At 53.0% G+C, this 23,704-nt stretch carries 24 protein-coding genes and 1 riboswitch; of the genes, 2 read left to right on the top strand and 22 right to left on the bottom strand.

Features of this window, described 5'->3' with window-relative positions:
• Positions 1-2: 2 nt before the first annotated feature.
• The 22 genes from C508_RS0110225 to cbiD form a co-directional block, all read right to left on the bottom strand.
• A complete protein-coding gene (locus C508_RS0110225; protein ID WP_018703470.1) occupies positions 3-1,247 on the bottom strand; it encodes a DNA recombination protein RmuC in 1,245 nt (414 codons plus the stop codon).
• Positions 1,248-1,290: 43 nt separating this feature from the next.
• Positions 1,291-1,872, bottom strand: a complete 582-nt coding sequence (locus tag C508_RS0110220; RefSeq protein ID WP_018703469.1) for a hypothetical protein — start codon at positions 1,870-1,872, stop codon at positions 1,291-1,293.
• A 443-nt stretch (positions 1,873-2,315) separates the two neighbouring features.
• Complete coding sequence (locus tag C508_RS0110215; protein ID WP_018703468.1) at positions 2,316-2,504, bottom strand: hypothetical protein; 189 nt, start codon at positions 2,502-2,504, stop codon at positions 2,316-2,318.
• 33 nt (positions 2,505-2,537) lie between these two features.
• Positions 2,538-3,353: a peptidoglycan editing factor PgeF gene (gene pgeF, locus C508_RS0110210; protein WP_018703467.1), complete on the bottom strand. Its 816-nt coding sequence runs from the start codon at positions 3,351-3,353 to the stop codon at positions 2,538-2,540.
• On the bottom strand, positions 3,347-5,095 hold the full coding sequence (locus C508_RS0110205) for a TIGR03960 family B12-binding radical SAM protein (protein WP_018703466.1): 1,749 nt from the start codon (positions 5,093-5,095) through the stop codon (positions 3,347-3,349). Before C508_RS0110205 ends, pgeF begins: the two co-directional genes overlap by 7 nt.
• Positions 5,096-5,153: 58 nt before the next feature.
• A complete protein-coding gene (locus C508_RS0110200) occupies positions 5,154-5,759 on the bottom strand; it encodes a histidine phosphatase family protein (protein WP_018703465.1) in 606 nt (201 codons plus the stop codon).
• A gap of 41 nt (positions 5,760-5,800) precedes the next feature.
• Entirely contained in the window at positions 5,801-6,895 is a 1,095-nt protein-coding gene (gene cobD / locus C508_RS0110195; RefSeq protein ID WP_018703464.1) for a threonine-phosphate decarboxylase CobD, read from the bottom strand.
• Positions 6,873-7,838, bottom strand: a complete 966-nt coding sequence (locus C508_RS0110190) for a GHMP family kinase ATP-binding protein (RefSeq protein ID WP_018703463.1) — start codon at positions 7,836-7,838, stop codon at positions 6,873-6,875. The genes cobD and C508_RS0110190 overlap by 23 nt, the downstream gene beginning before the upstream one ends.
• A 24-nt stretch (positions 7,839-7,862) precedes the next feature.
• Positions 7,863-8,612, bottom strand: a complete 750-nt coding sequence (gene cobS / locus C508_RS0110185) for an adenosylcobinamide-GDP ribazoletransferase (protein WP_018703462.1) — start codon at positions 8,610-8,612, stop codon at positions 7,863-7,865.
• Between the two features lie 33 nt (positions 8,613-8,645).
• Positions 8,646-9,611 carry an adenosylcobinamide-phosphate synthase CbiB gene (gene cbiB, locus C508_RS0110180; protein WP_018703461.1) on the bottom strand — a complete coding sequence of 322 codons (966 nt, stop codon included), beginning with the start codon at positions 9,609-9,611 and terminating at the stop codon, positions 8,646-8,648.
• Positions 9,612-11,132, bottom strand: coding sequence for a cobyric acid synthase (locus C508_RS0110175; RefSeq protein ID WP_018703460.1), 1,521 nt, complete (start codon positions 11,130-11,132; stop codon positions 9,612-9,614). It lies immediately after the preceding gene.
• A 39-nt stretch (positions 11,133-11,171) separates the two neighbouring features.
• Positions 11,172-11,735 (bottom strand): bifunctional adenosylcobinamide kinase/adenosylcobinamide-phosphate guanylyltransferase, encoded by a 564-nt coding sequence (cobU, locus tag C508_RS0110170; protein WP_422664643.1) that lies wholly within the window; start codon positions 11,733-11,735, stop codon positions 11,172-11,174.
• Positions 11,722-13,119: a cobyrinic acid a,c-diamide synthase CobB gene (locus C508_RS0110165; RefSeq protein WP_018703458.1), complete on the bottom strand. Its 1,398-nt coding sequence runs from the start codon at positions 13,117-13,119 to the stop codon at positions 11,722-11,724. Before C508_RS0110165 ends, cobU begins: the two co-directional genes overlap by 14 nt.
• 30 nt (positions 13,120-13,149) lie before the next feature.
• A complete protein-coding gene (locus C508_RS0110160; RefSeq protein ID WP_018703457.1) occupies positions 13,150-13,776 on the bottom strand; it encodes a precorrin-8X methylmutase in 627 nt (208 codons plus the stop codon).
• 2 nt (positions 13,777-13,778) lie between these two features.
• Entirely contained in the window at positions 13,779-14,552 is a 774-nt protein-coding gene (gene cobK / locus C508_RS0110155) for a precorrin-6A reductase (protein WP_018703456.1), read from the bottom strand.
• The gene (gene cobJ / locus C508_RS0110150) at positions 14,549-15,238 is read right to left on the bottom strand and encodes a precorrin-3B C(17)-methyltransferase (RefSeq protein ID WP_018703455.1); all 690 of its coding nucleotides are present in this window, start codon (positions 15,236-15,238) and stop codon (positions 14,549-14,551) included. The genes cobK and cobJ overlap by 4 nt, the downstream gene beginning before the upstream one ends.
• Before the next feature lie 26 nt (positions 15,239-15,264).
• Positions 15,265-16,350: a cobalt-precorrin 5A hydrolase gene (locus C508_RS0110145; RefSeq protein WP_018703454.1), complete on the bottom strand. Its 1,086-nt coding sequence runs from the start codon at positions 16,348-16,350 to the stop codon at positions 15,265-15,267.
• On the bottom strand, positions 16,347-17,111 hold the full coding sequence (gene cobM, locus C508_RS0110140; RefSeq protein WP_018703453.1) for a precorrin-4 C(11)-methyltransferase: 765 nt from the start codon (positions 17,109-17,111) through the stop codon (positions 16,347-16,349). The genes C508_RS0110145 and cobM overlap by 4 nt, the downstream gene beginning before the upstream one ends.
• Positions 17,099-17,836: a precorrin-2 C(20)-methyltransferase gene (gene cobI / locus C508_RS0110135; RefSeq protein WP_018703452.1), complete on the bottom strand. Its 738-nt coding sequence runs from the start codon at positions 17,834-17,836 to the stop codon at positions 17,099-17,101. Before cobI ends, cobM begins: the two co-directional genes overlap by 13 nt.
• Before the next feature lie 2 nt (positions 17,837-17,838).
• A complete protein-coding gene (gene cbiT / locus C508_RS0110130) occupies positions 17,839-18,426 on the bottom strand; it encodes a precorrin-6Y C5,15-methyltransferase (decarboxylating) subunit CbiT (RefSeq protein WP_018703451.1) in 588 nt (195 codons plus the stop codon).
• A complete protein-coding gene (gene cbiE, locus C508_RS0110125) occupies positions 18,423-19,076 on the bottom strand; it encodes a precorrin-6y C5,15-methyltransferase (decarboxylating) subunit CbiE (protein ID WP_018703450.1) in 654 nt (217 codons plus the stop codon). The genes cbiT and cbiE overlap by 4 nt, the downstream gene beginning before the upstream one ends.
• A complete protein-coding gene (cbiD, locus tag C508_RS0110120) occupies positions 19,055-20,164 on the bottom strand; it encodes a cobalt-precorrin-5B (C(1))-methyltransferase CbiD (RefSeq protein WP_026319472.1) in 1,110 nt (369 codons plus the stop codon). The genes cbiE and cbiD overlap by 22 nt, the downstream gene beginning before the upstream one ends.
• Before the next feature lie 103 nt (positions 20,165-20,267).
• A riboswitch (cobalamin riboswitch) is annotated at positions 20,268-20,452 on the bottom strand.
• A 273-nt stretch (positions 20,453-20,725) separates the two neighbouring features.
• Between cbiD and C508_RS0110115 the strand changes: the two genes are divergently transcribed.
• Together C508_RS0110115 and ldhH are read left to right on the top strand one after the other, a co-directional pair.
• On the top strand, positions 20,726-21,337 hold the full coding sequence (locus tag C508_RS0110115; protein ID WP_018703448.1) for a LutC/YkgG family protein: 612 nt from the start codon (positions 20,726-20,728) through the stop codon (positions 21,335-21,337).
• Positions 21,337-23,517: an L-lactate dehydrogenase (quinone) large subunit LdhH gene (gene ldhH, locus C508_RS0110110; RefSeq protein ID WP_018703447.1), complete on the top strand. Its 2,181-nt coding sequence runs from the start codon at positions 21,337-21,339 to the stop codon at positions 23,515-23,517. The genes C508_RS0110115 and ldhH overlap by 1 nt, the downstream gene beginning before the upstream one ends.
• Positions 23,518-23,704: the final 187 nt, after the last annotated feature.

The following is a 23,704-nucleotide window of genomic DNA, read 5'->3' as shown; positions in this document are numbered from 1 at the left end:
TATCACAAATTGTCCGGCTCGTCAAGAACTCCTTCACTACGCCATTGCTGCAGCGAAGATAAGCGCTGTTCCATGCTCCGGGAGGTCTTGGCCGCGCTTTCGATAGAAAAGGAGGCTTCTTGCAGCTTTTTCTGCGTTTTTTCCAACATCAGACCGAAGCGGGCAAATTCTCCTCGCACCGCCCCCAACAGCTCCCATACTTCCGCACTGCGCTGCTCAATGGCCAGCGTTCGGAATCCTAGCTGCAAGCTGTTCAAGAGCGCCGCCAGCGTCATCGGCCCCGTCACGACAACCCGGTGGCGTCGCAGCAGTTCCTCAGCTAAGCCAGGACGCTGCAGCACTTCGGCATATAAGCCTTCCGTAGGCAAGAACAACAAAGCAAAATCAGTCGTATGCGGCGGAGCCACATATTTTTCCGCAATGCTCTTGGCTTCTAAACGCAGCCGCTGCTCCAGCTTTTTCGCTGCGCTTTCCTGTCCCTCCGCATCGCCGGCTTCTCGCGCCTCTTGGAGGCGCAAAAAGTCTTCCTGGGGAAACTTCGCATCCACTGGCAGCCAAATACAGCCCGTTTCTCCCTGCCCAGGCAGGCGCAAAGCAAATTCCACCCGCTCATTGCGCCCGGGAACTACCGCCACATTCGCCGCATACTGCTCCGGGGCCAGTACATCTGACAACAAGGCGGCTAATTGAATTTCTCCCCAGGTGCCGCGGGTCTTAACATTTGTCAGCACTTTTTTCAAATCCCCCACGCTGGCGGCAAGGTTTTGCATTTCCCCCAAGCCCTTATGCACCATTTCTAAACGCTCGCTCACCCATTGAAAGCTTTCCCCTAATTTTCGTTCCAACGTCTGTTGCAGCCGTTCATCCACCATAGCGCGGATTTCTTCCAGGCGACGTCCGTTTTCCAAACGCAGCGATTCCATTTGGGCCTCTAAGCTCTGCCGCAGATGCTCTTGGCGCCGTTCCTGCGCCTGAGTCAAATTCTGCAGATGGCTGGACATGCTTTCTGTCTGCTGCAATTGCATGCCCATGTGTTCCGCCAGACGACGCAACACGGAATCATTAAAATCCTGCAGTGTTTCCCGCAATTCCCGGCGGCTTTCCTGCAGTTCCTGACGCAGCTTTTCTTTTTCTGATTCCGACTCTTCTTTGGCGTTGCTTAACCGGCTGATTTTTTGGAGCAGCCACAGTATTAATAGCAATTGCAAAAGGGCCGCCGCCAGCAACGTTATGGTCGCAGTATCCATGACAACCTCCTGTAAGGCATTCCGATTACCCTATTGCGTTTTATCATTTCCCGGCAAAATAACACGTAGCCATATCTGCCATATGTAAAGCCGGTACCAACGAGTAACGCTTCATAGCTCCGGACAGGCTCTGCCCGCCAGCATAGGAGCGCGCTGTATCGTCAAAACCGCCCATATGCCAGCGAATAGCAAGCATTTCCTCCTCTGTCAAAGGAATAAATTTCTGCAGCAGCATAACCGATTTTTCCCCATGACCCAAAGGCAGTTGATCATCAATTTCGTACACTTCTACTTTTTCCCATTGACCAGTTGTTTCGTTTTTCCGATTCCGAAAGCCTTTACGATAAAAATTCGCCTTGCATAAATCATGAAACAAAGCGCAAAGGCAGGCAGATTCCTGTTCCAACTCCTGGGAAAAAGCCTGCATCAAGGTCATCAAACTGTCATATACAGCCAGAGAATGCGCCAAAAGCCCCCCTTCCTCCGCACCGTGAAAGGAAGCGCTCGCAGGAGCTGTATAAAAATCAGTTTCCGTTTCTAAATAATCCAGCAGTTGAATCAGGCCTGGACGATCGATCGTCTTGGCCAATGAAATAAACCGCTCTTTTTCTTCCTGTAAGGACATCTGCTCTCCTCCTCTAAAAAACCGTATTTTCGGCCTTATTGCTTTTATGAAAACAGGTATATTATACCGCAAATGCAGCGACGTAACCAGGACGAGAATAAATCATCACCTTACTCTGGAATTGTCTACCGATTTATGTTAGTATAAACAGGAGCAACGGAGCATGAGTGCTCTGCCGTTCTGGTGGGGAAGCGGCAGAGCCGGGGGCGTGCTCCGTTGTGCGTGATTTTTCTCTAAAAACATTTTCGCGTTTTCCGTGTATTTCGCGGTTCGTTTTATATATGCTAGTATATTAAAAAGCAAGCTGACCTTGTCCGCGCGACAGGGTCAGCTTTTATATTTATATATTCTCTCTGCTTCCTCTGTTCCTCTGTGTAAATCTTGTACCCTCAGACGTAACCTCACGTGACTCCCGCGACTCTTGTTCAATTTCCCTCTGGGTCTCAGCGCGGCTCGTCTTTCGGCTCAAAGGAAAGGCACTGCCGCTGGGAAACTTCCCTCGTCACCCGATTCGGCATATTCTTGCTCTTAAAGCCCATAGCCTTGCAGCCATAGGGAAATTCTTTTTCCCAAGTGATATAGAAATACTTGCATTTATTGCAGTTGATTTTATTGGTTCCCTGCGTCTCCATGATTTCCGCCTCCCCTTGGAAAAACCAGTTCCTCTACAACCAAGCCAACAGGCCTAAACGGCCGCTTTGTCCATTGTCGCCGCGATGAGAAAAAAACAACTCCTTCTGACAGCAAGTGCATACGCCGGAGTCAGAAATCTGCTGCTGCGGTATGCCGGCTTCAGAAAGAAGCCAGGCGTTAAGGCCTCGCAAATCAAGCCTCTGCTCGCCTTTTTCGCTGCGCAGCAGCCCTGCGGGAAGGTTCGCCGGCAGCTTCTGCAGCACATTCTCACCCACAGGATAGCAGCACTGCCCGATAGACGGTCCTAAAGCAGCCAAACAGTCTTCCGCTTTGGTGCCAAAACGCTCCCTCATCACCTGCAATGAGGCCGCCGCAATACCGGCTACCGTCCCTTTCCAGCCGGCATGCGCCAGCGCTAATACGCGGCGCACCGGATCAAAAAGCAGCACAGGCACGCAATCTGCTACTAAAAGGAGCAGCGGCACGCCCTTGGCCGCCGTCACCACCGCATCGGTTCCAGCCAGGGCCCCTTCCCAGGCAAAAGCGCCTTGGCCGCATTGTCCTTCATCCACCACAGCAACTACATCTCCATGAACCTGCTGCAACGCCACTACCTTGGCCGCCTCAACGCCAACGGCTTCACAAAAAATCTTCCTGTTAGCTGTAACATCCTCCGGACAATCGTCAACATGATATCCTAAATTCAAAGACCGCCAAGGAGCCTTGCTTACGCCGCCCAAACGAGTAGACATGGCATGCTGCAAGCCGGCTCTTTGAAGCAGGGAAAAGCGTCCTACCGTCAAATCTCCCGCCTTTTCTAGATAAAACGGTTCTTTATCTTTCACCATGCCTCCCTGCCTTCCTTACAGATTCCGCAGCGCCTGCAGCCTGCAAAGCACCCCTTAGTAGACGCTTCCTTTGCGGCGCGCTGCCATTCCTGCCACAAATAATCTTCATTAAAGCCCATATCCAAGTGCGCCCAAGGCAGACGCTCGTCCAGAGCACGCTTGCGATATAAATAACTTTCTTCAGCCAAGCCGGCGTCTTTTAGACAAGCAGTAAAGCGCCGCCAGCCTCCCTTCGCTGCGGCAGCAGCCAAAACTGGCGCCAAGCGACGGTCTCCCCGCGCCAACACAGCTTGTACATAAGCCTCTCGCGGCGGTTCGCTAAGAATTTCTATACGTCGTTGCGATTTGAGCAAGCCTTCCAATCGGCGCAGCCTTTGCTGAATCACCTTTTTATCCGCCATAGGGAGCCACTGAAAAGGCGTGAAAGGCTTGGGGACAAAGGGATTGACGCTAAGGGTCAGTTTGCCCTTAGATCCTGCTTCTTCCATACAGGCCAGCACCCGCAAGGCCATCTCGGCAATAGCGTCGATATCTTCATCGACTTCCGTCGGCAAGCCAATCATAATATACAGACGCAAATTAGGAATGCCTGCCTGCGCCGCCAAACGCACGCCCTCTAAAAGATGCTCTTCGCGAATTCCTTTGTTAATGACGTCCCGTAAGCGTTGGCTGCCTGCTTCCGGCGCCAAGGTCAGCGTCCGGTGTCCGCTGGCGGCCAAACCAGCCACCAGCACCGCATCCAGCGAATCCGCCCGCAAGGAAGCTACGGAAAAGCGCATTCCTTTGGCTTCGAACTCATGGCATAAGGCTTGAATCTCCGGATAATCGGAAACTGCCGCCCCCATAAGGCCCACTTTCATGCCTTGCTGCTGCGCCCGCAAAAGCGCCTCACGCAATACAGGCAGTGAACGCGGCCGCGGCTGGCGAAAGCAATACCCGGCCATGCAAAAACGGCAGTGCCGTCCGCAGCCGCGGGCCACTTCCAGGAGAAACAGCTTGCCGAACTCGGCGTCTTCCGAAAAAACAGCCGTTTCTCCCGGATAGTCGTCTAAACGTTCCACTCTGCGCCGCGAAATGATCTCTGGAACCTCCCCCAACTTTCGCCATGCTGTCACTCGTCCGTCCGCCTCATAATCCGCTTCGTAAAAGGCAGGCACATAAACGCCGGGAATGTGCGCCCACGCCAGCAGGACGTCTTGGCGCGTTTTCCCTTGGGCGCGGCACTCCAGGTAAACATCCACCAGCTCTTGCAGCACCTCTTCGCCTTCGCCGATAATGGCCGCGTCAACAAATGGCGCCAACGGTTCCGGGTTGAATGTAGCGCAAGGTCCGCCAATCAGCACAAAGGGATCCTGCTCGCCCCGTTCTTCCGCCAATTGCGGAATTCGCCCCATTTGCAGCATATCCAAAAAATGAAAATAATCCATTTCAAAGGAAAGAGCAAAGCCTACTAGCGCAAAAGCGCTTAACGGCCGCTGACTCTCCAGGGTCATCAACGGCGTCTGCGTGCGGACATGCTCGTCCCAGGCTTTTTTTTCCGGCAAAAAAGCCCGCTCGCAGCACAGGTCTCCCCGTTCATTGAGCAGGCGATATAAAATGTGCAGGCCTAAATTAGACATGCCCACTTGATAATTATTGGGATAGACCAAGGCAAAGCCCCTGCCGCCTGCCTGCGGCGGCGCACAGGTGTTTTCCTCCTGCTCGCGGCGCTGCCGCAAGGCTTCTTTTAAGCTCCAAGACATACGGTTCACTCACTTCCTGTCTCTGTTTCTTTCATCATAGCAGAGAATCCCTCTAATGTCAGCGGAGATGATGCACATCATTGACAAGGGAAACCAGGATTTTTTGCGGCAGCACTTCCAAAATATTCACCGCCGTATTGCTCTGCCGTATGGCCCAAAGGCGATTCAAATCCATGCCTAATACATCGCAAAGCACCGTACGTATGGCTGCACCGTGAGATACAATAACCACAGTCTGCCCTTCATGCCGTTGAGCTAGTTCGCACAAGGCCTCCATCATCCGCTGCTGCACTTCTAAAAAAGTCTCACCGCCGGGAATTTCAACTTCCCCCGGATGCGAAAACAAGCGATTGCCCGTACCGCCTCCATCCAAATCAAGGGAATCATAGGTCATTCCTTCCCATTCGCCAAAGGAAATTTCCCGCAAATCCTGGCGAGTCAACACATCTAGGCCGTGTACGGCGGCAATTTGAGCGGCTGTTACAAAAGCCCGGCTCAAATCGCTGCTGTATACAGCAGCTACTTTTTCCTCCGCCAGCCGCTGCGCCACTTTTCCTGCCTGCTCAATGCCGTTTGCCGTCAATGAAATATCAGTTTGCCCCTGATAACGCATCTCGAGGTTCCAGGTTGTTTCACCATGACGCACCAAAATTAATTTACTCATGCTCCAGTTCCTTTCTCAAAAAAACCACAATTCATATCTTACTATTTTAATTCAGCCTTCAAAGCCGATATTAGTCGCTGATTTTCGTCTTGCCGGCGCACAGCCACGCGAATATGAAAATTGCCAAGGCCTACATAATTGGCGCAGTCCCGCACCAAAATTCCCCGGCGTTTCAAACGTTCCCGCCATTGGCTGGACGTCAGACCGGTTTTTTTCATATCCAAAAGAATATAATTTACCGTCGGCTCGTAAGCATGCACTCCCGGCAGCGCCGTCAACGCTGCGTATAAGGCCTGCTTCGCCTGTGCTACATAGGCGCGGCTTTCCTGCTGATAATCGCCGCAGCGCAGAGCCCATAAGCCTGCCTGTTGCGCCAAAAAATTCACATTCCACGTATCCTTTTTCGTCGTCAACTCTTGAATCAGCGCAGAAGAGCCCGCCATAAAGCCCAAACGCAGCCCCGGAATAGCGTAAAATTTAGTCAAAGAACGCAGAATCGCTACCCGTTCCCCCAGTCTCGATAAATCTGGCAAAATGCTGTATTTTTCTTGTTCCGGCAAAAAATCCTGAAAAGATTCATCCACAAGTAAAAAGCACTGCTCTTTAGCCGCTTCGTCCGCTAAGCGCAGCACCGTCTCACGCTTGAGCAGCGTCCCTGTCGGATTGTTAGGATTGCAAAGAAAAAACATATCCGCTGCAGCCAAGGCTGCCTTCACTTTATCCCAAGGCAGCGCAAAATCGTCTGCCGCCGCTAGCGGCAAATATGCAACTTCCGCCCCGGCTGCGCGAGCCGCCTTTTCATATTCGCTGAAGGTTGGCGCCGTCACCAGTACGCGCCTTGGTTTACACGCATAGCAAAGCAAATACAGCAATTCCGCTGCACCATTGCCCACAATCAGACTTTCCGGAACGCAGCCATGGCTTGCCGCCAAAGCCTGTCGCAGCTCCGCCGCCTCCGGTTCCGGATAATGCACAACCCCATCTAAAAGAGACGCCAACTGCTCCTTCAAGCCAGGCGCCAACCCCAAGGGATTGATATTGGCGCTAAAATCCAGCACCGTTTCCAGAGCTAAACCCAATTCACCGGCAGCAGCGTAAATATTGCCGCCATGCTCAAAAGCAGCGAATCCAGTCATGCATTTCCCCCTCCTTGCCACAGCGATACCAACTGCCGCCGGATACCAGCGGCCAATTTCCCAAGAAGGAAAGCTGAGGCAGCTCCTGCCGCACTCGAGCCTGCAAGATTGTTATTGTTTCTGCAGCTACATCGCCTTTCCACAATACCCCCAGCACCGTCCCGCTATGAGCCACATTGACGCCGATTGCCCCATGCTGCAGCGCCAACGACCAAAGCAGCTCCAGCTCCAACTTAGGCAACAAAATTTGATTAGCCCGCGCGCTAAGCATAGCGCCATGGCCCAACCAAAAGGCTTCCTGTTCCTCGAGTCCCCGCTTGATGCATTGCACTGCCTGGCGAACCACTCGTTCCTTGGCCCGGTTAAAGCATTGCAATTCCTGACGCTCATTAAACCGCTGCGTATCTACTTGGCCGCCTTGGTCCCAAACGGAAACCATAATCGCCGGCGGTTCCCCTAAGCTGCAAAACTTGCTGCCTGTTACATGGGCGATCTGCGCAACACCAGGACAGAACACGCCATCCGTAGGCTCCACCTCAGTAGCTAGCGTTAAAATTTCTTGCGGTGCAAGAGTCTTTCCAAAAGCAAGAGCCGCCGCTTGGCAAGCAGCGCCGATATCGGCGCTGCTAGACGACATACCCTTGCCGACTGGCAACTGCGAAGAAATTTCCAGTTCTCCAGGAATCTGCTTTTCTCCCAAAAGAAGCAGCGTCTTCATCACCGCTTTTTGAGTTTTAGGTCCGCCCAAAACAGCCGGAGCTTTAGTTGGCCGCAAAATAGCCCGGGAATAATTGCCGATTGGACAGGTGATTAAGAAGTAATCTTCATCCACCAGGCCCTGCGTCAATTCACCGCAAGACCCAGGAACACGCACCTCCAGAATGCATCCTGCCGCCAATTGTTCAGGTATATTTGAGTACTGCGGGGACGTTTTTTCGTCCATGCGTCTTGATTCCTCCATCCTGTTCTAATACAAAAAAGCCAGCAAGACGACAACTTCCGTAATTTCCGTCAAGGCTCCATATACATCCCCTGTAAGTCCGCCCAACTTGCGGCTAATCAAAAAACCGCCGCCAAAAGCGCACACTAACGCCGCTACCAACGCAATCAACCCTTGACCGCCCAAAGGCAGCACCAGCACAAACGAAATCAACAAAGCAACCCATAAAGCGCCCTCACCGGCATAAGCGGAAAAAGCGCGTCCCATGCCGTTTTCCCGGGCATAAGGAAAACAGGTAATTCCTACCACCATTGCTAAACGCCCTAGTATAGGCATGGCAAAAAGCGCCGCCGGCAAAGTCAGCGACGCCAAATCGGCAATCAGAGACCATTTCAAAGCAAAGAGCATTAAAAAAGTGGTCACCCCATGGGCGCCCACACGGCTGTCCTTCATGATTTCCAGCATCCGTGGCCGATGACGGCCGGAAAAAAGACCGTCCATGGTGTCCATAAAGCCGTCGCAATGCAAGCCGCCTGTCAAGAGAATGGGCAACGCTGTCAGAATGGTAACAACGACTGTCGGCGGGTACGTACTAACCCAAGTTGGCAGCCATACATACAACACTTGCCAAGCAGCTACAAAGCACAAGCCTAGTACGGCTCCAACCAGCGGAAAATAGCGCACACTGCGACCGCAGCCCTTTTCATCCCAAAACAACTCTCCCGATAAACGCAGACGTGTCAAAAACTGCAATCCCAGCAAAAAATCATTGAACATAGTTCCCCTCCGGCATCTCCATTCTTCTTTAGACTACCATCCCAACAGCAGGCTGGCAAGCAAAAGAAATAGAGCCACCGCGACTTGCATCAGGCGGATCGTTTTCGTAATATGTCGCCCTTGCAGCGCTTCTTTGGGCTCTCCCATTTTCGCCCGCAGCGAAGCCACACCGCCGTAATAATTTAGCCCGCCCAATTGCACCCCTAAAGCGCCAGCCACTGTCGCCTCTGCATAGCCGCTGTTCGGGCTGGGATGCGCCGCCGCATCGCGGCGCATCATCCGCCAGGCGTTGCGCCAGTCCATACGCAAAATCCACGCAGCTCCTAAAAGCAACAACGCTGTCAATCTCGCGGGAAGCCAATTAAAAACGTCATCAACCCTGGCAGCCGCCTTGCCGAAATGCTCATAGCGTTCATTATGATAGCCCACCATGGAATCCAGCGTATTAACGGCGCGATACAAAAAAGCCAGCGGCACGCCACCAATCAGAAAATAGCAAAGCGGCGAAATAATGCCGTCAACTATATTTTCCGCTACCGTTTCCACCGTAGCCCTTGTGACTTCTCCTTCATCAAGTTCAGCGGTGTCCCGACCAACAATCCAGCCTACCTTGCGTCGCGCTTCCGCCATATTTCCAGTAGCCAGAAAATCGCGAATTTCACCGCCCGCAGCCGCCAGGCTGCGCGGCGAAATAGTGAAACTCAAAAGCAGAGCTCCCCCCAGCCATTGTGCTGCGTTTCCCCCTAACGCCAACAGTTGCATCCAGCACCAAGCGCTGCTATAAGCAACAGCCAGTACTACTGCCACCAGCACAGCGCCTGACACCTGCTGCCGCCAAGAACTCTGCGTTATACGCAGCAAAGACGCCTCTCCCCAGGAAATGACCCGGCCAATGAGCACTACTGGATGCCAGCGGCTGTTAGGGTCTCCCAGAAGTTGGTCCAAAAGCACCGCTCCCAGAAGCATCCATAATTCATCGGGCCATATGCTTGGCTGCATCTACTTGCCCTCCACGATGGCATACAGACGAGGCATATCCATGTTTTCCCGCACAACCGCAGCCAACCGATTATAAGCCGCTTCCTTGCGCGCCTGCGTATCTCCTGAACGATCAAGAAGAGCTAAGCCTTTGCGCTGCCGCAACGCGTTGGCAAGGAGTCCCCGATAGGAGTCATTATCAAAAATACCGTGCAGATACGTACCGAGGACTAACCCGGAGGAAGCCACCGCTCCATCTGGGCTGGATACCTTTTGACAAGAACGTTCTTCAATCTGAAAAGCAGCTTCTGTACCTGCAGCAAATTCCGTACGCCCCATATGAATTTCATAGCCTTTCAGCTCCAGACCGCTGGCTTTGATACCTAAAAAGCAGTCGGACAACCCGCGAGCGCTGACTTGCTGGGTCATTTTTTCCGCCACAAAGGTCGTTGTTGTATCCAAAAGCCCCAATCCCGGTGTTTCATCATGGTCGGATTCGGTATGCTCCGGATCCAAAACCCTTTGCCCCAGCATCTGATAGCCGCCGCAAATACCGATGACCGGTACGCCTTGTTCATGCAGCTCCTTAATGGCTTTTTCATACCCATGCTCTCGCAGGTACAGCAAATCCTCTACTGTATTTTTACTGCCCGGCAAAATGATAAGATCCGGCTTGCCCAGCGCTTCGCCTTGACGCACATAGCGCACAGCCACATCCGGTTCGGCCCCGAGAGCGTCAAAATCCGTAAAATTGCTGATCTTCGGCGTGCGCAGCACCGCCACGTCAATTTCTTTGCTTTGAACGGTCTGCTTATCTTCCAAAGAAACAGAGTCCTCGTCGTCAATGCCTAAATCGGCCAGATGCGGAATAACCCCCAATACCGGCTTGCCTGTCTTCGTTTCCAAAAATTCCAGAGCTGGCTGTAAAAGACGAATATCGCCGCGAAACTTATTGATAATAATGCCTTTCACCAGTTCCCGTTCATCCGGTTCCAGCAACTCCAGCGTTCCCACTACCGAAGCCAATGCCCCGCCTCGGTCAATGTCCGCTACCAGCAGTACCGGCGCCGGCGCTAGTTTAGCGACGCGCATATTAACGATGTCATTAGCTCTGAGATTCACTTCCGCCGGGCTGCCGGCGCCTTCAATAACAATACGGTCAAATTTATCATGCAGCTTCTGAAGACAAGCTTTCACCGTATCGAGCGCCTGCAGACTATAACCCTGATGATACTCTTTGGCCGTCATATTGCCAATGGGGCGTCCCATTAGCACTACCTGGGAGCGGGAATCCCCAGTAGGCTTTAAAAGCACCGGATTCATCTCCACCATAGGCTCTAATCCGGCGGCCTCCGCTTGCGCTACCTGGGCCCGCCCCATTTCCTCGCCATATTTAGTTACATAGGAATTCAGCGCCATATTCTGCGCTTTAAAAGGAACGACACGCAGACCGTCCTGCAAAAAAATCCGGCAAAGCGCGGTTGTTAAAATGCTCTTGCCCACATGCGAACTGGTTCCTTGAAGCATGATGGTCTTAGCCATGCCCAACGCCTCCTCTGTTTGCTATCGCTTCTCTTTATTTTATTCCGCTTCCGCCAAGCGGCGCACATCCACCGCCAAGCCGCTGACAACCAAAAAAACCTGCTGCGCCTGGGAGGCTACTTGCTGATTCACCCAGCCCGCATAGTCCCGAAAAGCGCGGGACATCGCATTATCCGGCACAATCCCCAGTCCCACTTCATTGGTAACAAATACTACCGGACAAGGCGCTTGCTGCGCTGCACGCAATAACGCTTCCGTCTCCTTGGCAATATACCGTTGCCCATCCTCAGGGTCTAAAGGAAAATCCTTTTGGCACATGCAATTCGTAACAAACATGGTCAGGCAGTCAAACAGAATCGCCTTGGTTTCAAAGGCCGCTTTCGTCAGCACCGACGCCGCCTGACGCGGCGCTTCATAAGTCTGCCAACCTGCAGGACGCCGCTGTTGATGTATCTCAATACGCAGACGCATTTCTTCGTCCCAGGCTTGCGCTGTCGCAATATAACCCACTTGCTCCGCCATAGCCGCTACGCGCCGCTCGGCAAAAGCGCTCTTGCCGCTGCGAGCGCCGCCGGTTACCAAAATAATCTCAGCCACGTCCATCCCTCCTTGCCGCATACGCTGCGCAGGCCGTTACCAGCGCTTCCGCAGCCTCTTCATTGCCTGCAAAATGCAGATGCAGATAGGACGCCAGCACGTTTGGCGAAGCATACCCCCCTGGATAGACAGCGCCAGTACGCATTTTTTCGAAAGAAAAGGCCCACGGAAACGGTTCTGCTAACGGCTCCATGCTGGAAAAATGGAACTCATGACCTTGAAAACGGACGCCGCCGTTCCCCAATAGACTATTTTGCTGCAATGTCGCCGTCACATAGCCGACGGTCTGCAGTTTCTTCTCCATCCGGCACTGCGCCGGCACCACTTGCGCCATCTCATAACGCTTCCCGGAAAAGTCCTCTAAACCTTCCGTCAGATACATCAGGCCGCCGCACTCGGCGTAAATAGGCATGCCCTTTGCCGCCGCACTTCTTACAGCCTCACGCATGGAAGCCTTTGCCGCTAATTGCGGCGCAAACATTTCTGGAAAACCGCCGCCGAAAAATAATCCGTCCACCGCAGGCAAGGTTGCATCCTCCAGCGGACTGAAAGGAATCAATTCCGCGCCGCAGCGCGTTAAAACATCCATGCTTTCGGGGTAATAAAAGGAAAACGCTTCATCCTGAGCCACGCCCAAGCGCGCCCGCCGTACAGGTAAATCGCCCATCGTCGCAGGAGCCGGTAAATCCGGCGCTTGTTGAGCCAATGCGTATAAAGCATCTAAGTCCAAAGCCTGACCAACAGACCGGCCCATCGCCGCCACAACCGAATTTAAGGACTGCTCCGTTACAGGCGTCAGCCCTAAGTGACGTTCAGGCAGGCGCAAATCTTCTTGCCGATGCAAACAACCCAGCACCGGAATATTTTGCCGTGCTAGCGCTTCACGCACCATATGTTCATGGGACGCTGAACCGACGCGATTTAAGATCACCCCGGCAAACCAGACCTCTGGATCGTATTGACGAAACCCCAGAGCCATCGCCGCAGCGCTCTCCCCCATGGATTTGACGTCCAGCACCAATACTACCGGCGTTTGGAGCAATTTGGCCAACGACGCCGTACTACTAATCCCCTGGCGACCGCCGTCATAGAGCCCCATTACGCCTTCAATAATGGAAATATCAGCTTCTGCCGCCGCCTTGACGAATAAAGGCGGCAATTTTTCCTGGGGCACCAGCCAGCTGTCCAGGTTATGCGCCGCCCGACCGCTGGCCAGTGCGTGAAACCCGGGATCAATGTAATCCGGACCGATCTTAAAAGATTGCACTGTCTTGCCTTGATTTCGCAGCGCCGCCAACAAGCCTGTTACAAGGGTCGTTTTGCCCACGCCGCTTTGGGTGCCGGCAATAACCAGCCGTGGACGATGCACAAGGATTTCCTTTTCTTCCATCGGCAAATTCCTCCTCCCGGCAGCCCTGTTCTATGCCTCGATTTGGTACAAAATCGCATTCAGCGCCGAAGCCGCGATCGGACTGCCGCCTTTATTGCCGCGTACGGTAATATAAGGAACTGGCGATACTTCCGCCAAAAAATCCTTGGATTCGGCAGCGCCCACAAAACCAACAGGTACGCCAATAATCAGCGCAGGTCGAACGCCTTCTTCCTGCATCAGACGAATCACTTCAAAAAGAGCGGTCGGCGCATTGCCAATAGCCACAATAGCGCCGTCCAGTTTAGCTCCAAAAGTCCGCATGGCAGCCATGGATCGCGTAATTCCTGCCGCTTTAGCCTGAGCCGCCACCGTTTCATCGGCGATCAAACATTCCACCTGGCAGCCGAACTCTGCCAGGCGTTTCTTATTAATGCCAGTACGGACCATTTCCACATCACAGTAAATATTCTTGCCCTCGCGAATGGCTTTCTGCCCGGCCGCTACGGCGTCGGCATGCACCTCAATCACTTCTGCATACTGCGGATCTCCCGAAGCATGAATCATGCGGGAATATACCTTTACTGCTTCCGGCGTCAATGATAGACCCGCTACGTGAGGGGCGATAATTTCCATACTCTTGCGCTCAATCCCCTGAGGATCGGTCATAAATTCCATAATTACTTTCCTCCTGTTACCAATTTAGCAACCTGCGCCAATACCTGCTGCTCTGTTGCGCAGCAAACCGGATAAGCTAGGCGCGGCCTATCAACCAGTACTACTTCCAGCCCCAACGCCGCGGCAGCGGCAATTTTCTCTGCGCAACCGCCGACATGGCCGCTGTTTTTCAAGACAACAACCTCCGCCTGAAAAGCCCGATACAAGGCCTGGTTGAGTTCCAACGAAAAAGGCCCCTGCATAGCAACAATATCTTTAGGTAAAAAGCCAAGGCTGCGGCACTGCTCCAGCACTGACGCCTCCGGCAGCACCCTGGCTACAAGACGCTTGCCCTGCAGCAGCGGCTCCGCCCGGAAGATGCCAAGCTGGCGACTCCCTGTGGTCAAAAAAATGGTCTCGCCCAAACCGGCGGCCAGCCTGGCCGCTTCCTCATAATCTGCAGCCACATGCAATTTTTTGTACTCAGGCAAGTCGCTGGCAGGGCGCTCGTAGCGCACATAAGGAATTTTTACTTTTTCACAGGCCGCCATGGCATTGCGCGACACATTGACCGCATAGGGATGGCTGGCATCCACCACCAGGCGAATGCCTCGTTCTTGCAAAAACGCTTCCATACCCGCTTGATCAAGCGCCGTCTGCACCACAGAAAGATCCGCCTCCTGCACCAAACGCTCGCCATATTCACTGACAACGCTCACCAGCACCGGCCAGTTTTCCTGGCGCAGACGAAGCGCCAGCGCGCGGCCGTCTCCGGTGCCGGCAATGCAGAAAATCACAGCTTATACCCCCGCGGCGTAATCATGCGTCCGTCTTGCACATAAGACTGGCTGTTGCCGATAATGACCAACGAAAACATATCGATAAATTCATTGGTGAAATTTTCTAAATCAGACAACGTGTATTCTTCCTTGCTGCGCGTAGCATGGCGCACAATACCTACAGGCGTTGCGCCAGGCCGAACTTCCAGGGCCAAGCGACGCACTTCTTCAATCTGCATGGTACGTCGGCTGCTTTTGGGATTGTAGAGAGCAATCACAAAATCGGCTTCCACCGCGGCTTTAACGCGCCGCACAATCAGTTCCCAGGGAGTCAACAAGTCACTAAGACTGATGACCGCAAAATCGTGCATCAACGGCGCGCCCAACACGGCAGCAGCAGCGCTTACGGCACTGATGCCCGGAATAATCTCCACCTCCGGCCGCTGTTCTGGCTCCAGCTTTTGAGCCAGCTCCAGCACCAAGCCAGCCATTCCGTATACGCCGGGATCGCCGCTGGATACCACGGCTACCACTTTGCCTGCCTTCGCTTCATCCACCGCCGCCTGGCAGCGCTCCACTTCCTGCATCATGCCGGTGCCAATCACCGGTTTCCCCGCCAAAAGCGGTTCAATTAACTCAATATACGTATCATAGCCTGCTACCACTTGCGCTGTTTCAATAGCGGTCCGCGCTCGCGGCGTCATATCCTCGAGGCTGCCGGGGCCAATCCCTACGACGATAACCCGCCCCGCACCACCGCCACCGTTACCGGTCCTCGCTTGGTTTTTGAGATGATTAGTTTCCCCTGTTTGTACTGATTCTGTAGCCATGCGGCTGCTTCGCATACATTTCCAACTCCAATCTGTTGAGATACAAAATTTGATTGCTCCAATTGATACTCCTTAACCGCTTGGGCTAAGAACTCTTGTTCATAACAAACAAAGGGGATCTGCCAAGCTGCGGCTAAAGCCAGCAAGCCTGGTTCTTCCGCTTTCAGCCAGGCACTGCCCAAAGCTGCTACACTAGCGGTAGAATACCCCTTAGCCTCCAGCGTCTCTTGCGCCGCCTGCGCAATTAAGTCTTTTGAGGTTCCCTTGCGGCACCCCATGCCTACCAACAGACTGGGCGGACGCAAATAGAGCACAGGGGCCGTATGTGCCGCTAACTCCGGCAGCCAACGATCACTGAGAATCACCAGGCATTCTTCGCCGCCTTGCCAGGCGCTCAGCGGCTGAAACGCTACGCCAAATTTCGCCGCCCGCTCGCGCCATATTTCGGCCTGAGGCAGCGTCTCGTCCAATAAAAAAGATACATCTTTTCCCGCCGCTAAAGCGGCATTGATATATTTCATTTGCTCAAACGGCTCCAGCTTCAAGCCCAGCTTCACCGCCAGCACATCCGCCGCCACTGCGCCGGCCACATCAGTAGCCGTGGTAATGACCGGCGCCGCTTTAAGAACCGCAGCTACCTGCTGAGTCAACTCGTTAGCGCCGCCAATATGGCCGGAAAGAACGCTGATGGCAAAGTTGCCGCCGTCATCGACGGCCACCACTGCCGGATCTTGCCGCTTATCTGCAAGCAGCGGTCCTACCATGCGCACTACAATGCCCAGAGCCATAAAGAACACCAGCCCATCGCAGTCGGCAAAGCGCATTTTCACTGTCTCCCCCAAAGAATCTAACGGCAAACAGGCCTTTCGATCCTCCGGCGCAGCATGTTTAGCATAAACCTCCACCTGTGCCGCTGGCAGGGCTTGCGCCAGTTTTACCGCCAACTTCGCCCCTTTGGCGGTTACGGCAAAAAAGGCCAGTTTCATTTTTTCGCCTCGCGGAACATATGTCCAAATTCCGGCGCATACAGCCGCGACAATTCGTACTCCTTATCCAGGCAATGCCCTACCACGATCATGGCCGTACGATCCACGCCTTCTTCCGCCGCCTTGGCGGCAATGTCCTTCAGACGGCCTCGCAGAATGCGCTGATCCGGCCAAGACGCGCGTTGTACAACAGCAATCGGAGTTTCCGGAGTATAGCCTCCTGCCAGCAGCTCATCTACCACATCTTGGATCATATGGACGCTGAGGAAAATACACATGGTCGCCTGATGACTGGCCAGGCTGGCCAGTTTCTCTTTGGCCGGCACCGGAGTGCGCCCCTCCATACGGGTGACAATAACGGTCTGAGACACGTCAGGGAGCGTATATTCTTGTTTCAGCGCCGCCGCGGTTGCCAAAAAGGAGCTGACCCCTGGCACCACTTCATAGGATACGCCTACGCCATCCAATGCGTCCATCTGCTCTTGAATGGCTCCATAAATACTGGGATCCCCCGTGTGCAGGCGTACTACTGCTCTTCCGACTTGCGCCGCAGGCACCATGACATCCAATACTTCCTGCAGCGTCATAGAGGCGCTGTTAAAAATCTCCGCGCCTTCCTTAGCATAATTAAGAAGCGCCGGATTAACCAAAGAACCGGCATAAACAATAACGTCCGCCGTTTCCAAAAGACGTTTTCCCTTCACCGTAATTAATTCCGGATCTCCCGGTCCGGCTCCGACAAATTGAATCACACTGGCCATGTTTGAAAGCCCTCCTGTTTTACTAATATCAAAGATAAATAATCCAATTTTACCCCTCGCAAGGAAGCTAAATTATGACAAATTCGCTGTTCCGGATACCCTAGGCGGCTGATCAACACCGCCTTGTCCAAAAGCTGTAATTCTTCCAGAACAGTTACTATAGCATCGTATTTTCCGGCTACTTTCATCAAAACAGCATTAGGAAAACGCCCCAGGACCGCGCGAATTTCCTCCGGATCCTCAATGGCAGGCACAATGGCCAGCTTTTCCGCGCCTTCTGCCAGCGCTTCCTGCAAATAGGCCGCCGCTGCTGAAAAGGAAGTAACTCCAGGCACACATTCAATGGAAGCTTCCGGCACCAAACGCCTTACGCGAGCCAGCAAATACGTATAGGTGCTGTACAGCATAGAATCGCCAATGGTAATAAAGGCCACCGACAAGCCCTGCCGCAAAAAACCGGCAATCTCTGCGGCTCCTTTTTGCCACTGTTCTTCCAATAGGGCTGCATCGCGAACCATGGGCATGGAAATTTCAACCAGACGCGCTTTCGCGCTCAAATGCGGCCCTGCTACCTGTTTGGCCACGCTGTCTGCACCTTCTTTGGATTTAGGCAAGCAGATAATATCCGCTTCCCGCAGCAGTCGAGCCGCTTTCAATGTTAACAGTTCCGGATCGCCGGGACCGACGCCGATACCGTAGAAAGTTCCCACTAACGGTGATTGCAAGATTACTCCTCCTTCTGACAGGCGATGATAAACACTTGGTTCAAGGCTTGAAACAAGTGGCTGCGCCCTGCCTTACGCAATCTTGTTGTTTGTACGCCAAAGGCTTCCAACGTACCATAGCCTGGACGCCCTTCGCACAAAGCCAGGGCTTCTTGGAGAGTTTCCGCTGTTACCGCGGTCAGCACCAGCCTGCCACCAGGCTTTAGCAGCCTGTCGCAGCCTTGCAAAATCTCCGCCAAGCGCCCCCCCGAGCCGCCGATAAATGCCACGTCGCAAGGAGGAACCTCCTGCAGCGCTTCCGGCGCTTCCCCTTGGAGAACCTGCAAATTGCGCAGGCCATGTCGTTGACGGTTTGCCTTAATGAGAGCCACTCCTTCGGGCACGCGCTCAATGGCAAACACCTCTCCCTCCGGAGCCGCCAACGCCGCCTCCACTGCAAAGGAACCGGTACCTGCGCCAATATCTATAATACAGCTATTCGTTTCAATGCGCGCCTGCAAGAGCGCCAACATACGCACTTCTTTCTTAGTCATGGGAATATCGCCGCGCACAAACGCTTCATCAGGCAAGCCGTAATGATGCCGTTTCATATCAAGTCCTCCTCGAATCCCGTCTCCGCCTTAACGATAAAAATGGCATGTTCAAAGCCTTCTTGCTGCGCCGCTTTCGCTAATGTTGACTGTTCCACACGTTCTGCAGTATACGACAGGGATTCGCATTGCCAGCACAAGGTCTCTTCCGGCCATCCCAACTGCAAAAGCCGCGCTGCAATTTCTTTAGGCCGATGCAAACGATCCGTGAGAAAAGAAAGAGTCCGACCGGAGCGATACTGCAGCGCTTCATCCTCGACTTCCCTGCCGTGAAAGCTAAGCAGGCTTGCCTCCTGCCAAGGTTCCGCCACTCTGGCAAAAGCCAGTTGCACCGAGCTGATCCCCGGAATAACCTGCAAGCGCTTTCTGGGAAATCGACGCCGCAAAGCAGGCAGCAAGCTATAAAAGCCAGGATCTCCCGATACCATGACCACCACTTCCCCTTGGCGGCTTTCTTCTTCAATATAATTCAATAGCCCTTCAATATCGGCATCAACCACCCGCTGCTTCGCTCCCGGCGGCGCCAGCGTAAGGAGCGCTCGCCTACCGCCCACAAGCGTCTTAGCCTTAGCAATAGCCTCCCAGGCGACCGGCAGCATATACTCGCGGCTTCCTGGACCAATTCCCACTACAAGGATCTGATGTTCCATCCCATCGCGTCTCCTATCTTCTTTGCATCCTCATCCATACCCAAAAGCTCTCCTTGCAGCGTCACAATCACTGTGCCCACCTCCAGATCGCCAAACACATGACGCCGCGCCCGCTCGCTGGCTTTCGCCGCCAGCAGCGGATACAGCGTCTCTCCCAGTCCAGCAGCTGCAATATGAGGCATAGCGCCTTCTGTTGTCGTCGCGTCCAAAATATCCTTAATCGTCTCCTGAGAAGCTCCCAATAAAGCCGCATAAGCTGCCAGCGTCTCCATTCGTCCGTCCGCCATGCGGTTATGCGTATGAAAAATACCAGCAGCCACTTTAGCCAATTTCCCCAGGTGACCGAAAAGCAACACTTTCTTTAACCCGAATTCCGATGCTTTTGTAAGCATGAATCCTACAAAATTACTCATCTGTACGACACTCTCTTCAGGCAGCCCGTATTTTAAGATCGCCGCATCCTGTCCAATCCTTCCTGGCACCAGCACCACGCTGTCAAATCCCTGAGCCTGAGCCACGCGCAGTTGCGGCGCCAGCGAGTTTTTAAAGGCTTCTTCCGACATAGGCTCGACAACGCCGGTAGTTCCAATAATGGAAAGCCCCCCGCAAATGCCCAGAGACGGATTCAACGTTCGTTTCGCCAGCTCCTCGCCGCCGGGAATGGACAGTGTGACTTCCGCTCTCAGGCCTTCCGGCAGCAGTTCCTCCAATACCAACGCCAGCATGCGCCGCGGTCCCGGGTTAATGGCCGGTTCTCCCGGATCCATAGCTAGGCCTGGCTTGGTTACCGTTCCTACCCCTGTTCCAGCAAATAAAGTCCATCCCTCTCCCGGTTGCAAGACTACCTCCGCCACAAGAAGCGCGCCGTGGGTAATATCAGGATCGTCTCCAGCATCCTTGCGCACAACGGCCCGTCCGCCTTGCTCTATGGCCGACGTTTCCTCCACTGGAACCTGCAGCCACTTTCCTTGAGGCGTCTGTACATTCACTTGCGCCGGCATTTCTCCTCGCCAGGCCAAAAGAGCCGCTTTTAAAGCTGCTGCAGCACATGTACCTGTAGTCCTGCCGCTTCGCATGCGTTTTTGCAACAAGAAAACCCCCTTGCACAGGGGGTTTTGCAGCATCCTAATTGATTTTCCCAAAACCAAAAACAATGAGCTCACCCACCTGCCTATCTTCCGTAGGTCATAACGGCGTGTGTTAGAACAGGCAGGTCTCCTGACTCCGGTTCTTCGCTTCTCTTCGCCTTCCCGGTTTCCCAGTGGCCGCGTATACACGCTCAGAAAAGAAACTCCCCGTTACAGTGGCGGGACCGCGTTGGCATTGCACCAAACTTCCCTATTAAGCATAAGCGCACCTATTCCCAAATCCGTATGTTCTTTTACCGCTAAAAAAATATATTTATAATTAATTCCCTGTTTCGCAAAAAAATCCTGCCTCTTTCTTTATAATACACAGGATTTTTTTGCGCTCTTGCAGGATAGGAATTCTAAATTTTCCTTTATAAAGAGTTATTTTTCCTAACATGTCAGGCTTTTTTTAAAATCTTGTAAGATTTTTCTTACACGACCAGCAGGATTTTTCGTATTTATTGCGAAACATGTCATAGTAGTTTATTTATTTTATTTATTTTATGAGGGAGTGACACAATGAAACGAGTATGCGAAAACTGGAAAGAACATTTTCCAGCAGGCAAAGTGGGCCAAGAACATTTTGCCGAATTTGAAACCCGCGCTAAAAATGTAGGCACCGAAATGTTTCACGTCAAAACAGTCGCCGAGGCCCAAGAAATCATCGCCAAGCTGGCTGCTGACGTAAATGCTAAAAAAGTCGTTGCCATTCCTAGCGCCTATGTAGACGCTTCTGGCGCCTTGGAAAAACTGCAACAGCAGAATGTCACTGTGTACACAGAAGCTGCCGACATTGCCGAGCACGTAGAAACCGCTGACCTTGGCATTTCCACGGTAGAATTCGCTATTGCCGAAAGCGGCAGCGTCTGTTACGACGGCTATGCTTACGAAAGCCGCGTCGTTACCATGCTCCCTCCTTTGCATGTAGTATTTTTACCTGCCAGCCATGTAGTGCCTGGTATTTCGGAAGCTTTTGAAATCCTCTCTAAAGTATTCCATCACGGCTTCACCGGCTTCATCACCGGCCCCAGCCGTACATCGGATATTGAACGCGTCTTGACCATCGGCGTCCATGGCCCCAGCCGCTTTGTCGTCATCGCAGTAGATGAAATGCCCGGAGGTGCAAACTAATGGAATCAACACAAGATCGTAACCTGCGCAAAGAGATTGAAGAAAAACTTAATGACGAAGTACTGCGCGGCGCCTTGGGCCGTTTTGCCGAAGCGTATCCGACCGCCCGCGCGAAAGCGTATGAAAACGTAGAGGATTTAGACTCCCTACGTGAAAGCTTCCGTCAAATGAAAATCAACACCGTAGCCAATTTGGAAGCCATTACCGACAAATTTGAAGCCGAAGCCACTAAGCGCGGCGTCAAAGTTTATCGGGCCAAAGACGGCGACGACCTGAAAAAATATCTGATCGATCTGTGTCAGAAAAAAGGCGTCAAGCGCATCGCCAAGTCCAAATCCATGGCTACTGAAGAAATTCATCTGAACCATGCCCTGGAAGAAGCGGGCCTGCATGTCAAGGAAACCGACCTTGGCGAATGGATCATCGGCATTGCCGGACACCGTCCTTCGCACATGGTTATGCCTGCGATTCATTTAAGCCGCCAACAATGCGCTGAGTATTTCAGCCAAGAGCTGCACAAGGAAATTCCTGTTGATATCCCTTACATGGTACAGGAAGCTCGGCAAAATCTGCGTCAAGAATTCGTTCTGGCTGACATGGGTATTTCCGGCGCTAACTTCGGTATTGCCGAAAACGGCGCTATCGGCCTCGTAACGAACGAAGGCAATGCCCGCATTGTTACGACTTTGCCTAAAATCCATGTGGTTGTTATCGGCTATGAAAAGCTGATCCCCTCTATTCAGGATGCATCCTATATTATGCGCATGCTGCCTCGTAACGCCACTGGCCAGCTGATGACCAGCTACATGACCATGGTGGACGGCGTGACCCCTCTGATGGTCAAAGGTCCCGATGGCAAATGGGTGGAAGAAGAGCGCGAAGTACACTACATCCTGCTGGATAACGGCCGCCTGAAAGCCGCCAAAGATCCGGTTCTCAAAGAAAGCTTCAACTGTCTGCGCTGCGCCTCCTGCCTCAATGTCTGCCCGGTTTACACCGTCGTAGGCGGCCACGTCTTCGGCCACATTTACGCCGGCGGCATTGGCGCCATTTTGACAGCGTTCCTGCATGGCATGAAGGATTTCGAACACATTAACGAAATGTGCATCGGCTGCCGCAAATGCGTAGAAATCTGCCCTGGTAAAATCAACATCCCTGGATTGATTGACGAACTGCGCGCGCGGGCGGTCAAAGAACATGGTCTTCCCTTCGCCGCTAAAGTCGTCTTTGAAAACGTTCTTTCCAATCGTAAGGTGTTCCACACCATGTTGCGCATGGCTTCCATCGGTCAAAAACCGTTCCAAAGCGGCCGCGTCATCCGGCATTTGCCGCTCTTCCTCTCTGGCATGGCCAAAGATCGCAGCCTGCCAGCTATCGCTGATGCGCCGTTCCGTGACCGCGTAGCGAAGGTCACCAAGAAAATCGACAACCCTGTCAAGCGCATTGCCTTCTTCGCTGGTTGCAATATTGACTTTGTCTTCCCCGAAACTGGCGAAGCCATAGTCAAAGTACTCCAGGATCTGAATATGGAAGTCGTCTTCCCCATGGACCAAAGCTGCTGCGGCAAACCGGTCCTTGGCATGGGCGACCGCGACACAGGCAAAAATATTGCCAAGCGCAATATCGAAGCCTTTGAAAAAGTGGATGCCGATGTACTAATCTTCGGCTGCCCCACTTGCGCCGAAACCTGGCACGAAACCTATCTCAGCATTTTTGCCGACGAACCTGCTTGGCTGGCTCGGGCGGAAAAATTAGCTCATAAGGTTCAGGAATTTGCTCAGTTTGTCGCTCCTCTCTATGCCGCCCAAGGCCGCCTCGACAAGAAAACCGGCGCTACCAAGATCACTTACCATGATTCTTGCCATATGCGCCGCGGTTTGGGTATCTACAAAGAGCAGCGCCAGCTTCTGGACGCCGCCAAAGATTATGACTTTGTAGAAATGAAAGACTGCGATAAGTGTTGCGGCATGGCCGGCGCTTTTGGCGTCAAATACACGGAAATTTCCATGCCCATCCTCAAAAACAAAGTGGAAAACATCAAAAACAGCGGCGCTGAAATTGTCGCTGTTGGCTGCCCCGCCTGCATGATGCAGATTCAAGGCGGCCTCGACAAGCAAGCTCCGAACATTCGAGTCAAGCATGTAGCGGAAATCCTTGCCGACGAAATTGACCGCAAGTAAAGCCTCGCTCAACAGCCAGGAAGCCCTAATGGGCTCCCTGGCTGTTTTCTTATGAAGACGAGAACGCAAAGAAAACTAATTTTGAACAAGAGTAAAGGGAGGGTACGCAAGAGGAAACGGAACCCATAAACCGTTTCGCGTCTTTCGTGTGTTTCGCGGTTCGTTCACAACGTCCCCTTTATTGTGC

This window comes from Anaeromusa acidaminophila DSM 3853 (genome assembly GCF_000374545.1).
In the GTDB taxonomy this organism is placed as follows: Bacteria; Bacillota; Negativicutes; order Anaeromusales; family Anaeromusaceae; genus Anaeromusa; species Anaeromusa acidaminophila.
The sequence above is the reverse complement of the archived record's forward strand: the minus strand, read 5'-3'. Positions and strand labels throughout refer to the sequence as shown.

What these genes read in the sequence shown, in the direction of transcription:
- cobM (WP_018703453.1), bottom strand. Translation starts at nt 17,111, where the DNA reads ATGGCCAGTGTGATTCAATTTGTCGGAGCCGGACCGGGAGATCCGGAA.
- C508_RS0110115 (WP_018703448.1), top strand. Translation starts at nt 20,726, where the DNA reads ATGAAACGAGTATGCGAAAACTGGAAAGAACATTTTCCAGCAGGCAAA.
- C508_RS0110225 (WP_018703470.1), bottom strand. Translation starts at nt 1,247, where the DNA reads ATGGATACTGCGACCATAACGTTGCTGGCGGCGGCCCTTTTGCAATTG.
- C508_RS0110160 (WP_018703457.1), bottom strand. Translation starts at nt 13,776, where the DNA reads ATGGAATTTATGACCGATCCTCAGGGGATTGAGCGCAAGAGTATGGAA.
- pgeF (WP_018703467.1), bottom strand. Translation starts at nt 3,353, where the DNA reads ATGGTGAAAGATAAAGAACCGTTTTATCTAGAAAAGGCGGGAGATTTG.
- cobS (WP_018703462.1), bottom strand. Translation starts at nt 8,612, where the DNA reads ATGTTCAATGATTTTTTGCTGGGATTGCAGTTTTTGACACGTCTGCGT.
- cobJ (WP_018703455.1), bottom strand. Translation starts at nt 15,238, where the DNA reads ATGACGCCGCGAGCGCGGACCGCTATTGAAACAGCGCAAGTGGTAGCA.
- cobU (WP_422664643.1), bottom strand. Translation starts at nt 11,735, where the DNA reads ATGGACGTGGCTGAGATTATTTTGGTAACCGGCGGCGCTCGCAGCGGC.
- ldhH (WP_018703447.1), top strand. Translation starts at nt 21,337, where the DNA reads ATGGAATCAACACAAGATCGTAACCTGCGCAAAGAGATTGAAGAAAAA.
- C508_RS0110175 (WP_018703460.1), bottom strand. Translation starts at nt 11,132, where the DNA reads ATGGCTAAGACCATCATGCTTCAAGGAACCAGTTCGCATGTGGGCAAG.
- C508_RS0110215 (WP_018703468.1), bottom strand. Translation starts at nt 2,504, where the DNA reads ATGGAGACGCAGGGAACCAATAAAATCAACTGCAATAAATGCAAGTAT.
- C508_RS0110165 (WP_018703458.1), bottom strand. Translation starts at nt 13,119, where the DNA reads ATGGAAGAAAAGGAAATCCTTGTGCATCGTCCACGGCTGGTTATTGCC.
- C508_RS0110190 (WP_018703463.1), bottom strand. Translation starts at nt 7,838, where the DNA reads ATGGACGAAAAAACGTCCCCGCAGTACTCAAATATACCTGAACAATTG.
- C508_RS0110220 (WP_018703469.1), bottom strand. Translation starts at nt 1,872, where the DNA reads ATGTCCTTACAGGAAGAAAAAGAGCGGTTTATTTCATTGGCCAAGACG.
- C508_RS0110205 (WP_018703466.1), bottom strand. Translation starts at nt 5,095, where the DNA reads ATGTCTTGGAGCTTAAAAGAAGCCTTGCGGCAGCGCCGCGAGCAGGAG.
- cbiT (WP_018703451.1), bottom strand. Translation starts at nt 18,426, where the DNA reads ATGAAACGGCATCATTACGGCTTGCCTGATGAAGCGTTTGTGCGCGGC.
- C508_RS0110145 (WP_018703454.1), bottom strand. Translation starts at nt 16,350, where the DNA reads ATGAAACTGGCCTTTTTTGCCGTAACCGCCAAAGGGGCGAAGTTGGCG.
- cbiB (WP_018703461.1), bottom strand. Translation starts at nt 9,611, where the DNA reads ATGCAGCCAAGCATATGGCCCGATGAATTATGGATGCTTCTGGGAGCG.
- cobD (WP_018703464.1), bottom strand. Translation starts at nt 6,895, where the DNA reads ATGACTGGATTCGCTGCTTTTGAGCATGGCGGCAATATTTACGCTGCT.
- C508_RS0110200 (WP_018703465.1), bottom strand. Translation starts at nt 5,759, where the DNA reads ATGAGTAAATTAATTTTGGTGCGTCATGGTGAAACAACCTGGAACCTC.
- cbiE (WP_018703450.1), bottom strand. Translation starts at nt 19,076, where the DNA reads ATGGAACATCAGATCCTTGTAGTGGGAATTGGTCCAGGAAGCCGCGAG.